The following is a 15,932-nucleotide window of genomic DNA, read 5'->3' on the forward strand; positions in this document are numbered from 1 at the left end:
ATTACTTGAACTGTTTCAGGAAACGAAGATCGTTCTCGAAGAATGCGCGTAAATCGTTGACGCCGTAACGCAACATCGTCAGACGCTCTACACCCATACCGAACGCAAAACCAGAGTATTTTTCAGGATCGATCCCAACACTACGCAGTACGTTCGGATGAACCATACCGCAGCCCAGAACCTCAAGCCACTTACCGTTTTTCCCTTTCACGTCCACTTCCGCAGAAGGCTCTGTAAACGGAAAGTACGATGGGCGGAAACGCACTTCCACTTCTTCTTCGAAGAAGTTACACAGGAAGTCATGCAGAATGCCTTTCAGCTGGGCAAAGTTGACGTTTTCATCAACCAGCATCCCTTCCACTTGGTGGAACATTGGCGTGTGCGTCTGGTCGTAGTCGTTACGGTACACACGGCCCGGAGCAATAAAGCGGAATGGCGGCTTGCCATTTTCCATGGTCCGGATCTGAACGCCTGAAGTGTGCGTACGAAGCATCAGATCAGGGTTGAAGAAGAAGGTGTCGTGATCCGTACGCGCCGGGTGATCGGCTGCAATGTTCAACGCGTCAAAGTTGTGGAAGGCATCTTCAATTTCAGGACCAGACTCAACATTGAAGCCCAGTTCACCAAAGAAGGTTTCAATACGCTCAACGGTACGTGTCACCGGATGCAGACCACCGTTCTCAATGCGACGACCCGGCAGGCTCACATCAATGGTTTCTGCCGCCAGCTTCGCTTCCAGCTCGGCACGTTGCAGCGCATCTTTACGCGCGGCAATCCCCTGCTGAACCGCCTGCTTGGCTTTGTTGATTTCTTGGCCCGCTTCGCGGCGCTCTTCCGGCGGAAGTTTACCCAAACTTTGGAGTTGCAGGGTCAGTTCACCCTTTTTGCCCAGATACTGGACACGGACTTCGTCCAGAGCGACTAATGATTCAGCCTGCTCTATGGCTGCCGTTGCGTTGGCAATAATCTCGTCTAGATGTAGCATCGTTTCCTCATCCACCTACAAGTGGCGTCCTTTAGGGAGATATAAATTCGCGTAACGATACATACTAAAGAAACATGCGTCTAAATCCAAACTGAAATGCCATAAAAAGAGGGAATTGAGCAAAATTAACCCCGCAAAGCTGCGAACGATTCAGGCACGAATCCGCAACCTCTCGAGTGACACGTCAAAACGACTTGCAAAACCAAGGAAACAGTTGAATCAGTTGCAAAAACAGTGAAGGATCGCCCCTATATGCAACCAAGCTCAACATTGATTCGGAGACACAAATGCCAAGGATCTATGCCTTCGACACGTTTAAATTTTTCGCCATCATTGCGGTGTTTGTGATTCATTATATGAGTTTCTACGGATACGGCGGCGAAGATCAAAACGGAATTTATCTCAGCCTGAATATACTGGCGCGATTTGCGGTGCCTTTCTTTTTCGTTGTTGCCGGCTACCTGTACTTTTTCCAGAGTCAGAAAGACAGCTGGGGCTATACCTGGCGCTATGTCCGCAAGCTCATGCGAATGTATCTCGTCTGGACGCTGCTCTACCTGCTCGTCGATGGCCTGGGCTATCAACACTGGCAACCTTTTTCCTGGCTGCAGGCGCTTTACCACGGCACCCTCGGATTCGAGATCATGTGGTTTATGACCGCGCTGATCATCGCCACTGTCCTGCTCTGCCTGGCTCAGCATTTCCAACGGACCATGCACCTGTTCCTACTCGCTGGTGTCCTGCATGTCATCGGCCTGAGCGGGCAGTCTTATCAAGCCCTACTTTCATTTGAAATTTTCATCCCGGAAACCCACACGTTTTTTGTCAACTCAAGGGATCCGTTGTTTTTTGGTTTATTTTATCTATGTTTGGGCTATCAACTCGCCCGGGGCGATGCTATCCAATGGTTCAGGCGTGCCCCCTGGCCTTTGTATTTACTAGCTACCCTCCTGTTTTCAGCGCTTGCCGTGGCCGAAGGGCTCTGGCTGATTTGGGGACACGACAGTTTCGCCGCCGACTATTACCTTATGACGCTTCCGCTCACGCTCGCGATCACCGCCCTAGCCCTGACGCTGCCGTCGGAAAAATCGCCATCCCTCCTGGCTCAACTCGGAACCCACAGTGGCGAGATTTACCTCAACCATGGCGTGCTCAATACGCTGGTCATGTCGCTCTTTTGGTATATGGGGGCCTACAGCGATCCCGTAATCGCCGCACTGATTTTTGATAACCTGCCGCTACAACTACTGCTGGTTCCTGTTGCGCTGGGCGTAAACTTGCTTCTTTACTTCGCTATTCGGCGTGTCTTTCAGGGACTGTTTGGCCGCCTCTGGCTTGGCCAGTGGCGCGAGTCTGCCATGGTCCTTTGTGGCTACTGGCTCCTGTTCCTCCTGATGGGCGATAACCAGGGGGGACTACGATTTGATATTCACGATCCGACCACCATCCTACTGGCTATTGTCGGCAGTCTGGTGACCTACCTGGCTTTCATCTGGTTGTTGATGCCTGCATCCAGTCGCAACGGTATTGATCTGCGACGCCATGCCCTGATCCCGTTACTGACTGCTGGGTATTGGCTAATGCTGGATTGGTTTGGCGTAATTGACTGGCTCCTGGCGCAATACCAATACGATGCCTCCCCCGCGGTGCAACTGCTGACCAGCCCTTTACTCCTTTTCAGCCTGCTGACGGTTGCTTCTGTTGCACTAATCCTGGGCCTGCAACAATGGGCTTACCAGCATGAATCCGATCGCCAGACTGCGCTGTCCTATGAATCGTAACCCGTCATATTGCGACGCGATGCACCGGCTATGTGACTTGGTAGCCTTGAACGTTGAAGTTGAAGCACTGAAGCACTGAAGCACTGAAGCACTGAAGCACTGAAGCACTGAAGCACTGAAGCAATGAAGCAATGAAGCAATGAAGCAATGAAGCAATGAAGTAATGAAGCAATGAAGCAATGAAGCAATGAGGCAATGAAGCAATGAGGCAATGAGGCAATGAGGCAATGAGGCAATGAGGCAATGAAGCAATGAAGCAATGAGGCAATGAAGCACTGAAGTACTGAAGTACTGAAGTAATGAAGTAATGAAGCAATGAAATCTTGAGGCGCAAAAGAGAATCAGTGAAGTGGATAGACCGACCGAACAGGCATGGCCTGCTGAGAATGGGTGGCGCTTGCTTGTCAGCGGAAATTTCAGGTTTGGATATCAGGCAGGTATACAGGAAACAGATAAGAAAAAAGGAGAGCCGAAGCTCTCCTTTTCCCATCAAACTGGACTGAAATTACAGTGCAGCTTTTGCTTTTTCAACTAGAACTGTGAAAGTTGCTTTGTCGAATACAGCGATGTCAGCCAGGATCTTACGATCGATCTCGATAGATGCTTTCTTCAGACCATTGATCAGACGGCTGTAAGACATACCGTTTTGACGAGCAGCAGCGTTGATACGTGCAATCCACAGTTGACGGAAAGTACGTTTCTTGTTGCGACGGTCACGGTAGGCATACTGACCAGCTTTAGTAACTGCTTGGAAAGCTACACGATATACACGTGAACGTGCACCGTAGTAACCTTTAGCTTGTTTAAGAACTTTCTTGTGACGTGCACGTGCTTGTACACCACGTTTTACGCGAGGCATAGGAGACTCCTAACTAAAATTAAATATAAAACTAAAAACGATTAAGCGAACGGAAGCATACGTGCAACAGCTGCCACTTCACATGCAGGAAGGATAGCGTTTGGACGAAGCTGACGTTTGTTCTTAGTAGTACGTTTAGTCAGGATGTGACGCTTAGTTGCGTGCTTAAACTTAAAGCCACCAGCAGTTTTCTTGAAACGCTTAGCAGCACCTTTGTTGGATTTCATCTTAGGCATGATGAGACTCCGCATTGTTGATAGTTAATAACATAGTAATCAGGCGAACAAAAAACGCTGCGGTGAAGCAGCGCTTTTGCTACTTGAAATGCCGTAATTACTTCTTCTTCGGGGCAAGCATCATCGTCATTTGACGACCTTCAACTCGGCTCGGGAAGCTCTCTACAACCGCTAGGTCGGCCAGCTCTTCCTTAATACGATTCAGAAGATCGATACCCAGACTCTGGTGGGCCATTTCACGACCGCGGAAACGCAGCGTGACTTTACCCTTGTTGCCCTCTTCTAAAAAGCGAGTCAGGTTGCGCAGTTTTACCTGATAATCGCCTTCGTCTGTACCAGGACGGAATTTAACTTCCTTCACCTGGATTTGTTTTTGCTTTTTCTTTTGCTCTTTAGCAGCCTTGCTCTTTTCGAACAGGTACTTGCCATAGTCCATCACACGACAGACTGGTGGCTCGGCATTAGGGCTGATTTCAACTAGATCAACACCAGCTTCATGAGCAGTATTAATTGCTTCTTCAATAGAAACAACGCCAATTGACTCCCCATCAATACCAGTCAAGCGAACTTCGCGTACACCACGGATCTCGCCGTTCAGACGATGCTGATTTTGTTTAACCGGTGCTTGGGTTTTTCTTCCGCCTTTAATACCTTATTCCTCCACAATATTGAGCTTGCGACTGCTAATTTCTTCCTGCATGAATGCAACAAGATCATCAATCTTAAATTTACCCAAATCTTTACCCTTGCGAGTACGTACCGCAATCTCGCCTGCTTCGACTTCTTTGTCGCCGCAAACCAGCATGTATGGTACTCGCTTCAAAGTATGTTCGCGAATTTTAAAGCCAATCTTCTCATTTCTCAAGTCCGCAATGGCTCTAATTCCACTTTTTTGCAGTTTTGCTACGACTTCCTGGACATATTCTGACTGACTATCAGTGATATTCATCACCACAGCCTGTTGCGGCGCCAACCAAGTTGGGAAGAAGCCAGCATAATCTTCAATCAGAATGCCGATAAAGCGCTCCAGCGAGCCCAGAATCGCACGGTGAATCATCACCGGCGTGTGACGCTCGTTGTCTTCACCGACATAGGTCGCACCCAGACGCTCAGGCAGGGCGAAGTCCAGCTGTACCGTACCACACTGCCAGGCACGATCCAGACAGTCATGCAGGGTAAACTCGATCTTCGGTCCATAGAATGCGCCCTCACCTTCCTGGATTTCATATGGCAGTGCCATTGATTCCAGTGCCAGTTTCAGGTCAGACTCAGCTTTATCCCACATTTCATCTGAACCAACACGCTTCTCAGGGCGCGTTGACAGTTTCACAACGATGTTGTCGAAACCAAATGTCTGGTAGGTATCATAAACCATTTTAATGCAAGAAGTAACTTCTTGTTGCACTTGGCTTTCCGTACAGAAGATATGCGCATCGTCCTGAGTGAAGCCTCGAACACGCATGATGCCGTGCAGGGCGCCGGATGGCTCGTTGCGGTGACATGAACCGAATTCAGCCATGCGCAGCGGCAGATCACGGTACGATTTCAGACCTTGGTTGAAGATCTGAACGTGACCCGGACAGTTCATCGGCTTAATCGCGTATTCACGGTTCTCTGAAGAAGTGGTGAACATCGCCTCAGCGTATTTATCCCAGTGGCCTGAACGTTCCCACAGCACGCGATCCATCATCAGCGGACCTTTCACTTCCTGATAGTCATACTCAGTCAGTTTTTCACGTACGAACACTTCCAGCTCACGGAAGATGGTCCAGCCGTTGTGGTGCCAGAACACCATCCCCGGTGCTTCTTGCTGCATGTGGAACAGATCCAGCTGCTTACCAATCTTACGGTGGTCACGCTTTGCTGCTTCTTCCAGGCGAACCAAGTGCGCTTTCAGCGCTTTCTTGTCGTGGAAAGCTGTCCCGTAAATACGCTGCAGCATCTTGTTGTCGCTGTTACCGCGCCAGTAGGCACCGGCAACGTTCAGCAGCGTAAAGTGCTGACAGAAGCCCATGTGCGGCACGTGTGGGCCACGACACATGTCGACGTATTCTTCATGATGGTACAGTCCCGGACGATCGTCACGAGAAACATTCTCATCGAGAATTTCCATCTTGTACGGTTCGCCGCGTGATTCAAACGTATCACGTGCTTCCTGCCAGCTGACCTTTTTCTTCACCACTTGGTATTTGGTCTTCGCCAGCTCTTTCATCCGCGCTTCGATCTTTTCCAGATCTTCTTGCGTCAGTGACTCATCCAGATCGATATCGTAATAGAAGCCGTTATCGATGGTTGGACCGATCGCCATTTTCGCTTGTGGGTACAGCTGCTTCAGGGCGTGGCCCAGCAGGTGCGCACAGGAGTGACGAACGATTTCAAGGCCGTCGACTTCATCTTTTACGGTGATGATTTCAAGGCTCGCGTCGGCTTCAATCGGATCACACGCATCGACGCGTTGACCGTCGACACGACCGGCAATGGTGGCTTTCGCCAGGCCCGGACCAATCGATTCCGCAACTTCCATAGTTGAAACTGGGTTGTCAAAGTGACGCTGACTGCCGTCAGGAAGAGTAATTACAGGCATGTATATATCCCTTAACAGTGGTCTTGCACACCAAGCAAGACATGTTGAATTTAAACGTAAAAGCTTTGAGAAGCTTAAAGTGAGAGTCGCCTTTGTGCCGATACCGCAATACTGAGCAGCCCGAGACACAATAGCAAAGTGGGACTATAGCAAACGCAGGGAAGAGAATGCAAAGTCAGACTGCGTCAACACGCGGAAATTGTACATTTTCCCACCATTACTTCCTCGACGGGCTGATTTCTCTTGCATTTCCCCGGATTCTACGCGGGCAAACTTGAAATCGTATGAAAAAATTGCTTTCATTTGTATAGGCAATTTTGGAATCACAACAATGGCGCAGTCCCCGCGATACTTACAAATCAAGCAATATCTCCATGACAAAATCCAGTCCCGCGCCTGGCCGCCGGGCCATCGGATCCCCACTGAAATCGAACTGTCGGAGCAATTTTCCGTCAGCCGTATGACAGCCAACAAGGCTGTTCGCGATTTGGTGAAAGACGGCATGCTGGAACGGACACCACGACTGGGGACATTCGTTTGTCAGAAGAAAGCCGAATCGCCGTTGATGGAGATCCGAAATATCGCGGCAGAAGTCAAAAACCGCGGCCATCACTATACCAGCCAGGTGATCAGCCAAACCACCGTGAAAGCCAGTGATGACATTGCGTTGCAGCTGGGGGTCAGGCACGGCACCGATGTTTATTTTACCCAGATCGTCCATTACGAGAATGACAGCCCGATCCAACTGGAAGAGCGCTGGGTCAATCCGGACTATGCCCCGAGCTATATCGAACAGGATTTTACCCGTCAGACGCCGAATGAATATCTGGTGCAGGCATGCCCGCTCAGTGATATCGAGCATACGGTTGAAGCGATTTTGCCCGCCAAACGCATTGCTGATTTGCTGAAGATTCGTGCCGGCTCGCCTTGCTTACTCCTCAACCGCCGGACCTGGAGTAATAAAAACCTGATCAGTACCGCCCTGCTCTACCATCCGGGTGACAAATACAAACTCAGCTCCCGCAGCAAGGTTTAACCCCTGCTTTTTCTGCACCAGACAGGGACCGTCCATCGGTCCCTGCGTTGTCATCTGAACTGTCACTTCACTCCTTATCAGCCGATATCCGCCACAGCGAAGCTCATCGTCCCAGCAAAGCCATAACCATAGCCTGAAAATAACCACCCTTCGCGGTCATATTTATCATCTATACATTTATAAAATCAGTGGTTCAGCATGGCCGATTCAGAACACGGATCCTGCCCAATTGTTAAAATTATCGATTTAGTGCCATTTCGATCACATTTTATTTACACAATCTCTTGTGTTCAGCCTCAATTTTGACTAATAATTTGTATATACATAAACGACACGCAAATTAGGTTCCCATGGATCGCGTACTGACAAATCTCAAATTGGTAACGATGCAGCCAGAAAACGGCTACCAGATCATCGATAACGCCATGATCGGTATCCAGGACGGTAAAATTCAATTCGCCGGTCATGCCGATGAACATCCGGACTGTCATGGTCACCCGCAGGTGATCGATTGCCAGGGCGCATTGGTCACACCGGGGTTCATCGACAGTCACACCCACCTGGTGTTTGCCGGTAATCGTGCCAATGAGTTTGAGCAGCGTTTGAACGGCGTGCCTTACGAAACCATTGCCAAAGCCGGTGGCGGAATTCTGGCCACGGTTAATGCCACTCGCGAAGCGTCAGAAGACGAATTGTATGCACTCGCCATGGCGCGATTGCAGGGGCTGAAGAATGACGGCGTCACCACGGTCGAGATCAAATCCGGTTATGGCCTGACGCTGGAAAGCGAAATGAAGATGCTGCGCGTCGCTCGCCGGATCGGCCAGGCGTCGGACATCAAAGTTTCCACAACCCTGCTGGCCGCCCATGCCCTGCCGCCTGAATTCAAAGATGATGCGGATGGCTATATCGATCGGGTCTGCAATGAGATGATCCCTGTGGCTGCCAAAGAGCAACTGGCAGATGCCGTCGATGTATTCTGTGAAGGCATCGGTTTCTCAACACAGCAGTGTGAGCGCGTATTTGAAGCGGCCAAGCAGCATGGTTTAGCCATAAAAGGTCACACTGAGCAACTGTCCAACCTTGGCGGCAGCGCACTGGCGGCTCGCATGGGCGCTTTATCCGTCGACCATATTGAATTCCTTGATGAGCCCGGCGTAAAAGCTTTGGCTGAGCACGGTACGGTGGCGACGCTGCTGCCGGGCGCCTTTTACTTTCTGCGTGAAACCCAGCAACCGCCCATTGAAACCCTGCGCCAACACCAGGTGCCAATGGCTTTGGCGACGGATTTCAACCCGGGAACCTCCCCGATTGCCTCGCTGCGAACCATGATGAATATGGGCTGTACCCTGTTCCGCCTGACGCCGGAAGAATGCCTGCGCGGTGTTACCTGCCACGCAGCAAAAGCGCTGGGGTTACAGGAACAGCGCGGACAAATCAAACCCGGTATGGCTGCCGACCTTGCCCTGTGGCAAGTCTCGACGCCTGCCGAGCTATCTTATCGCCTCGGTGTTCCGGACTTGATGGCACGTGTCGTCGACGGACATCTGTTTCCAGCGAATGGAGCGTTCAACCATGCCAATTGATATGAGTGCCTGGACAGGCCGTACTGATCCGGAAGACGGTGAACTGGGATTGCGCTGGCACCAGGTGGTCCAGCCGGCCGATCAGGCCAACGACGAAGGCATCATGCTGCTGGGATTTGCCTGCGATGAAGGCGTCGCCCGGAACAAAGGCCGCACCGGTGCTTACCAGGCACCGCAAGCTATCCGTAAAGCCCTGGCCAATTTGGCTTGGCACCATGCAGAGCCGGTCTATGACGGCGGCGATATCAGCTGTAACGACGGGAACCTGGAGCTGGCTCAGCATCGGCTGGGCGAAGATGTCTGCCGGGCATTGCGCCAACGCCATAAAGTAATGGTCTTCGGCGGCGGCCATGAAGTGGCTTGGGGGACCTTCCAGGGGATCGGCAACTACCTGCTGCAAAAACAACATGCAGCGGTGTCGGATCACTCGGACGCCGACGCCCAGTCGTCTCATCCGGCACCCAGCATCGGCATTATCAACTTCGACGCGCATTTCGATCTGCGGAACCCGCCTGCCGGGCAGCAATCCAACATGGGCAGCTCCGGCACGCCGTTTCATCAGGCCGCCCGTTTCTGTCAGCTGCAAAACTGGCCGTTCCGCTATGCCTGCCTGGGCCTGAGCCGAACCAGTAATACCCAGGCGCTGTATGAGAAAGCGGACCGTCTGGGCGTACTTTACAAAGACGATACGGAGCTGACACATCAGCACCTGGAGCAAACCCTAAATGAATTACAAGCGTTTATCGATCAGTGTGATCACCTCTACCTGACCATTGATCTGGACGTATTTCCCGCCGCTGTCGCCCCCGGGGTCAGTGCCCCGGCTGCACGCGGCGTCCCATTCGATGTCGTTGAGCAATTACTCGCGCCTATTCTGGCGGCGAAAAATCAGGCCGGTGAATCCAAGATCCTGGTCGCCGACCTGGCCGAGTACAACCCGCGTTTCGACATTGATAACCACACAGCACGGCTGGCCGCACGGTTAGCCTGGACAATCGCCCGTGCCATCCGATAACAACACAGGCACAGCAAGGAGAGCCAAATGACACAATCTACGACGCAACAGAATCCACGTTTAGATGAAACACGGACCATCGAAGCACCGACCGGAACTCAGCTCAATGCCAAATCCTGGCTGACAGAAGCGCCGCTGCGAATGTTGATGAACAACCTGCACCCGGATGTCGCGGAACACCCGCATTCGCTGGTGGTTTACGGCGGGATTGGCCGTGCTGCACGAAACTGGGAATGCTACGACAAGATTGTAGAAGTGTTGAAACGCCTGGAAGAAGACGAGACGCTGATGGTTCAATCCGGAAAGCCGGTCGGCGTCTTTAAGACCCATGCCAATGCGCCGCGTGTCCTGATCGCCAACTCCAATCTGGTCCCGCACTGGGCCAACTGGGAGCACTTTAACGAGTTGGATAAGAAAGGCTTGATGATGTACGGTCAGATGACTGCCGGGAGCTGGATCTATATCGGCTCACAGGGCATCGTTCAGGGCACTTACGAAACCTTCGTGGCAATGGCGAAAACGCACTTTAACGGTGACGCATCCGGCCGCTGGATCCTGACCGGTGGCTTGGGCGGCATGGGCGGTGCTCAACCCCTGGCGGCAACCATGGCCGGCTTCTCGATGATTGCAGTCGAGTGTGATGAAAGCCGTATCGACTACCGTCTGCGCACCGGCTATGTCGACTGTAAAGCCACTTCGCTGGATGAAGCGCTGGCGATTGTTGAAGAAGCCAAGCAAACCGGCAAACCAGTATCCGTCGGCCTGCTGGGCAATGCCGCCGATATCTATCCGGAAATTGTTCGTCGCGGTATTGTCCCGGACGGCACCACGGATCAGACCTCAGCCCATGATCCACTGAACGGCTACCTGCCACAAGGCTGGAGCATGACATACGCGGCTGAAATGCGTCAGCAAGACGAAGCAGCAGTGGTGAAAGCGGCAAAAGCTTCTATGGCTGTTCAGGTTCAGGCGATGCTGGATCTGCAAAAAGCCGGCTCGGCGACTGTGGACTACGGCAACAACATCCGTCAGATGGCGCTGGAAGAAGGCGTTGAGAACGCATTCGATTTCCCAGGTTTCGTTCCGGCGTATATCCGCCCACTGTTCTGTGAAGGTGTCGGTCCGTTCCGTTGGGCAGCGCTGTCCGGCGATCCGGAAGATATCTACAAAACCGATCAGAAAGTGAAAGAGCTGATCCCGGACAACCCGCACCTGCACAACTGGCTGGACATGGCGCGCGAGCGTATTCAGTTCCAGGGCTTGCCGGCGCGTATCTGCTGGGTGGGTCTGAAAGACCGTGCCCGCCTGGGGAAAGCCTTCAACGAAATGGTGAAAAATGGTGAGCTGAAAGCACCGATTGTCATCGGCCGTGACCACCTGGACTCTGGCTCTGTTGCCAGCCCGAACCGTGAAACCGAAGGCATGATGGACGGCTCTGATGCAGTGTCTGACTGGCCGCTGCTGAACGCCCTGCTGAACACGGCATCCGGTGCCACCTGGGTCTCGCTGCACCACGGCGGCGGTGTCGGGATGGGCTTCTCACAACACTCAGGGATGGTTGTCGTGTGTGACGGCTCTGACGAAGCGGGCGAGCGTGTCGGTCGCGTGCTGCGTAACGACCCGGCCACAGGCGTCATGCGTCATGCCGATGCCGGTTACGATATTGCCATTAACTGTGCCAAAGAGCAGGGTCTGGACCTGCCAATGATCACTACCAAATAACGATTGCGAAAAGGACGTTGTATGTACCATTTAGAAATCAATCCGGGTCAACTGTCACTGAAACAGCTGCGTGAAGTGAACCGTCAGCGCGTTTCACTGTCTCTCCATGACTCTGCGCTGGAAGGCATGCTGGCCAGTACCGCTGCGGTTGAACGGATCATTGCTGAAGATCGTGTCGTTTACGGGATCAACACCGGGTTTGGCCTGCTGGCCAACACCCGCATCGCCGTCGAGGATCTGGAAACCCTGCAGCGCAGTATCGTCCTTTCCCATGCCGCCGGGATTGGCGAGTTCATGGACGACGCGACCGTGCGCCTGATGATGGTGCTGAAGATTAACAGCCTGTCTCGCGGCTTCTCCGGCATCCGTCCGTTGGTGGTCAATGCCCTGATGCAGCTGGTCAATGCCGAAGTCTACCCGTGTATTCCGAAGAAAGGCTCCGTCGGTGCGTCCGGCGACCTGGCGCCACTGGCACACATGAGCACCGTGCTGCTGGGCGAAGGTCAGGCCCGTCACAAAGGTGAAATCCTGAGTGGTGCTGAGGCGCTGAAAATTGCCGGTCTGGAACCAATCACCCTGGCACCGAAAGAAGGTCTGGCACTGCTGAACGGCACCCAGGCATCCACAGCATTTGCGCTGGAAGGTCTGTTTGCAGCGGAAGATCTGTACGCGGCCGGGACTGTGTGCGGCTCTATGTCCGTCGATGCCGCACTGGGCAGCCGTCGTCCGTTTGATCCGCGCATCCACCGTGTTCGCGGCCATCGCAGCCAGATTGATGCTGCCACGGCATATCGTCACATGCTGGATAAAGACAGCGAAATTGGTCTTTCCCACCAGCAGTGTGAAAAAGTACAGGATCCTTACTCCCTGCGCTGTCAGCCGCAAGTCATGGGCGCCTGTTTGCAGCAGATCCGCCACGCCGCGGACATCCTGGAAGTCGAAGCCAACTCAGTGTCCGACAACCCACTGGTGTTTGCGGAAGATGACGACATCATCTCCGGCGGGAACTTCCACGCCGAGCCGGTCGCCATGGCCGCCGACAACCTGGCGCTGGCGATTGCTGAAATCGGCAGCCTATCAGAGCGTCGCATGGCTCTGCTGATTGACAGCGCGCTGAGCAAACTGCCGCCATTCCTGGTTGATAACGGCGGCGTGAACTCCGGCTTCATGATTGCGCAGGTGACCTCAGCTGCCCTGGCCAGTGAAAACAAAACCCTGGCCCACCCGGCTTCCGTCGACAGCCTGCCAACCTCGGCAAACCAGGAAGACCATGTATCGATGGCCACGTTCGCCGGTCGCCGCCTGGCAGACATGGCTGAGAATACCCGGGGGATCCTGGCGGTTGAATTGCTGGCCGCTGCTCAGGGTCTGGATTTCCGTAGCCCGAGCAAGAGTTCGGTACGAATTGAAACGGCCAAAGCCCAGCTGCGTGAACGTGTCAGCTTCTACGATAAGGACCGCTATTTTGCGCCGGATATCGAAAAAGCAAACCAATTACTGCTGGAAGCAAGCTTCAATGCCCTGATGCCGGCAACGCTTCTGCCAAGCCTGTAAGCAGCACGATCACCCATCCCTCACCCAAAGCCGGAAGACTTTCCGGCTTTTTTCATGGTTTTGTCATCTGTTCAGGCCGCCAACCCGGTCAGCTTTGGCTATGCTTGGATGAGCAGATCAGAAGTCAATGCGCTAAAACCTTGATGAACGCACAGTAACGTGTTCAAAAATTAGGCTAGGATGTTGAAAGAACAGGTAACTTCTGACTGGTTATACCTGGATGGGCCGTGGAGGATGCTATGTGGCAAGTAATATCTCACCAGCTTTCTGATGTTTTGGGAAAACCGTTCACAATCACCGAAAAGGAGCCCGTCGAGGGCGGCGATGTCAATGACTGCTACTGTATCAGCGATGGCAACGACCGTTTCTTTGTCAAACTCAACGATCGCGAACAACTGGTGACCTTCGAAGCCGAAGCTGAAAACCTGCGCATTCTGCAGGAAGCCGGGTGCATCCAGGTTCCGGAAGTCCAGCATCTGGGGATCTCCCGCGAGCACGCCTTTCTGATCTTAAATTTCCTGCCCACCAAAGTTCTGGATGACGACAGCGCCTACGCATTAGGCCAAGAACTGGCACGCCTGCATGCTTGGGGCGAGCAAGCCGAGTACGGATTCGATATCGACAATTTTATCGGCCTGACACCGCAGCCCAACAAATGGCGCCGCCGTTGGTGCCGGTTCTTCGCCGAACAACGCATCGCCTGGCAACTCCAGCTTTGCCTGGAAAAAGGCATCGACTTCGGCAATATCGACACCATCACCAGCCGGGTCATCGATCTGCTCATGAACCACCAGCCCAAACCGTCGCTGCTCCATGGCGACCTCTGGCATGGCAATACCGCCGTCACCGTCACCGGCCCAATCATCTTCGATCCGGCCAGCTACTGGGGCGATCGGGAATGCGACATCGCGATGACAGAGCTGTTTGGTGGCTTCCCGCCCCGCTTCTATGAAGGCTACCAAGCCATCTGGCCCCTGGACGAAGGCTACCAGGAGCGAAAAGAGCTGTACAACCTGTACCACATCCTCAATCACTGTAACCTGTTCGGCGGCAGCTATATCGCCAAAGCCGAGCACCTGATTGAAAAACTCGGACTGCTCGATTAACCCCTCAGCCATCGGCACGGTGGCGGGCATCTGTCCCGCCACCCCGGCACACGCCCCGAGACCTTCCGCGCCATACCATGACGAGCGCCACAATCTTGTGTTATCTTCAGGCTTTCCGACAAGTCAGAACGTGCGAATCGTCAGATATTCAGATGAGTGCGAATCCGACTTGCCGCTCGTCGTGAAAATTGAGAGATGTACATGTTACAAGCTGCTGTTTTTGATATGGATGGCCTGCTGGTCGACTCAGAACCTTTCTGGCAACGCGCTCAAATTGAAGTACTAACATCGCAGGGTGTTCAGATCACGCTGGAAGATACCCGGGAAACCACAGGACTGCGGATTGATCAGGTGGTCGAGTTCTGGTTTGCCAAACAGCCCTGGCAAGGGAACGACTGCGCTACCGTCACCGACCTGATTGTCAGTCGGGTCGAAGCTCTGATCAACGAGCACAAACCCATGCTGCCGGGGGTGCTGGAAGCGATTCAGGTGTGCGAACAAGCCGGGCTAAAAATTGCTCTGGCCTCTTCTTCGCCGATGCGTTTGATCCAATCAACCCTGCAGGCGCTCTCTCTGGAAGATAAGTTTCTCGCGGTTCTGTCGGCCGAGCATCTTCGCTACGGAAAACCACATCCAGAAGTGTATATCAATGCCGCCGACGCACTGGGTGTTCCGCCTCAGGCCTGTGTTGCCTTTGAAGATTCGGTGAATGGACTACTGGCGGCCAAAGCCGCGCAAATGAAGGGGATCGCCGTTCCGGAACTTCACTTTGCCGATGATGCCCGCTGGGCGATTGCAGACCACAAACTTCGCTCGTTAAACGAAGTAAGTTGCGACTTGCTTCAGGCGCTGTAGCGCCATTTTTCGCAGCCTTCAGAGGTAAAGAGCAGCGCCCTGTCTTTACCTCTCATTTTTATCTTTTGCTTGCAGCGCAATGTTCCGAAATTGACTTTTTATCTTTTCGCGCCGCTCTGATAAAACGATAAATTACCAGCACAACAATTCCCCTCCCAGACACTTTCCTCGCAATTTGTTCTAAATTGCTCCAGCTATCAAACTTTATGGTTAATTTTCAGCAAAAACCAACACAAAACGCTACAGTTTAGATAAATGGAGGATGCCAGTCGTCCACAAACAGCCTTGATTTGAAAGGATTTTGATTCCCTCTGTCCGACACTCGAATCTCTCCAGAGGCGAATACTGAACAGCAAGGAATCTGGCTTGACGTGCTCAGCACTTCAGTAAGGAGTACAACAATGAAAAATATTACAGAGCAAGGGGTGATCTGCCCGCATTGCGGCCACAATATCCGCATCACCTTAGATACCAGCGGTGGCAGTCAGGAATTCTATGACGACTGTCCAGCGTGCTGCCATGCCATTCATTTGACCATGGAAGTCGATGATTTACATCGCACCATCAACTTATTCGTCGATGCCGACGACGAACAGATTTTCTGATCCAGAGC

14 protein-coding genes are annotated in these 15,932 nt (G+C 52.8%); 9 read left to right on the forward strand and 5 right to left on the reverse strand.

Annotated elements, in window-relative coordinates; genetic code table 11:
- Position 1: 1 nt before the first annotated feature.
- The gene (pheS, locus tag NH461_RS09450; protein ID WP_261600117.1) at positions 2-985 is read right to left on the reverse strand and encodes a phenylalanine--tRNA ligase subunit alpha; all 984 of its coding nucleotides are present in this window, start codon (positions 983-985) and stop codon (positions 2-4) included.
- 287 nt (positions 986-1,272) lie between these two features.
- On the opposite strand from pheS, the gene NH461_RS09455 reads away from it, so the two are divergent.
- Complete coding sequence (locus tag NH461_RS09455) at positions 1,273-2,766, forward strand: acyltransferase (RefSeq protein ID WP_261600118.1); 1,494 nt, start codon at positions 1,273-1,275, stop codon at positions 2,764-2,766.
- A gap of 505 nt (positions 2,767-3,271) precedes the next feature.
- On the opposite strand, the gene rplT is transcribed toward NH461_RS09455, so the two are convergent.
- The 4 genes from rplT to thrS form a co-directional block, all read right to left on the reverse strand.
- The gene (rplT, locus tag NH461_RS09460; protein WP_048897216.1) at positions 3,272-3,625 is read right to left on the reverse strand and encodes a 50S ribosomal protein L20; all 354 of its coding nucleotides are present in this window, start codon (positions 3,623-3,625) and stop codon (positions 3,272-3,274) included.
- Positions 3,626-3,666: 41 nt separating this feature from the next.
- On the reverse strand, positions 3,667-3,861 hold the full coding sequence (rpmI, locus tag NH461_RS09465) for a 50S ribosomal protein L35 (protein WP_007469870.1): 195 nt from the start codon (positions 3,859-3,861) through the stop codon (positions 3,667-3,669).
- A 97-nt stretch (positions 3,862-3,958) separates the two neighbouring features.
- Positions 3,959-4,510: a translation initiation factor IF-3 gene (infC, locus tag NH461_RS09470; RefSeq protein WP_261602874.1), complete on the reverse strand. Its 552-nt coding sequence runs from the start codon at positions 4,508-4,510 to the stop codon at positions 3,959-3,961.
- Between the two features lie 3 nt (positions 4,511-4,513).
- The gene (gene thrS / locus NH461_RS09475; protein ID WP_261600119.1) at positions 4,514-6,445 is read right to left on the reverse strand and encodes a threonine--tRNA ligase; all 1,932 of its coding nucleotides are present in this window, start codon (positions 6,443-6,445) and stop codon (positions 4,514-4,516) included.
- A gap of 331 nt (positions 6,446-6,776) precedes the next feature.
- Here thrS and hutC point away from each other — a divergent pair, with 331 nt between their 5' ends.
- The 8 genes from hutC to NH461_RS09515 all read left to right on the forward strand — a co-directional run bounded on the left by hutC (position 6,777) and on the right by NH461_RS09515 (position 15,924).
- The gene (hutC, locus tag NH461_RS09480; protein WP_261600120.1) at positions 6,777-7,481 is read left to right on the forward strand and encodes a histidine utilization repressor; all 705 of its coding nucleotides are present in this window, start codon (positions 6,777-6,779) and stop codon (positions 7,479-7,481) included.
- Positions 7,482-7,831: 350 nt separating this feature from the next.
- Positions 7,832-9,067, forward strand: coding sequence for an imidazolonepropionase (gene hutI / locus NH461_RS09485; RefSeq protein ID WP_261600121.1), 1,236 nt, complete (start codon positions 7,832-7,834; stop codon positions 9,065-9,067).
- Positions 9,057-10,082 (forward strand): formimidoylglutamase, encoded by a 1,026-nt coding sequence (gene hutG / locus NH461_RS09490; protein ID WP_261600122.1) that lies wholly within the window; start codon positions 9,057-9,059, stop codon positions 10,080-10,082. The genes hutI and hutG overlap by 11 nt, the downstream gene beginning before the upstream one ends.
- 27 nt (positions 10,083-10,109) lie before the next feature.
- Positions 10,110-11,804 carry a urocanate hydratase gene (hutU, locus tag NH461_RS09495; protein ID WP_261600123.1) on the forward strand — a complete coding sequence of 565 codons (1,695 nt, stop codon included), beginning with the start codon at positions 10,110-10,112 and terminating at the stop codon, positions 11,802-11,804.
- Between the two features lie 21 nt (positions 11,805-11,825).
- Positions 11,826-13,358 (forward strand): histidine ammonia-lyase, encoded by a 1,533-nt coding sequence (gene hutH / locus NH461_RS09500; protein WP_261600124.1) that lies wholly within the window; start codon positions 11,826-11,828, stop codon positions 13,356-13,358.
- A gap of 239 nt (positions 13,359-13,597) precedes the next feature.
- Entirely contained in the window at positions 13,598-14,464 is an 867-nt protein-coding gene (locus NH461_RS09505; RefSeq protein ID WP_261600125.1) for a fructosamine kinase family protein, read from the forward strand.
- 201 nt (positions 14,465-14,665) lie between these two features.
- Complete coding sequence (gene hxpB, locus NH461_RS09510; protein ID WP_261600126.1) at positions 14,666-15,319, forward strand: hexitol phosphatase HxpB; 654 nt, start codon at positions 14,666-14,668, stop codon at positions 15,317-15,319.
- A 401-nt stretch (positions 15,320-15,720) separates the two neighbouring features.
- Entirely contained in the window at positions 15,721-15,924 is a 204-nt protein-coding gene (locus NH461_RS09515; RefSeq protein ID WP_261600127.1) for a CPXCG motif-containing cysteine-rich protein, read from the forward strand.
- The last annotated feature ends 8 nt before the right edge of the window (positions 15,925-15,932 follow it).

It is taken from the genome of Photobacterium sp. TY1-4 (assembly GCF_025398175.1).
Lineage (GTDB): Bacteria > Pseudomonadota > Gammaproteobacteria > Enterobacterales > Vibrionaceae > Photobacterium.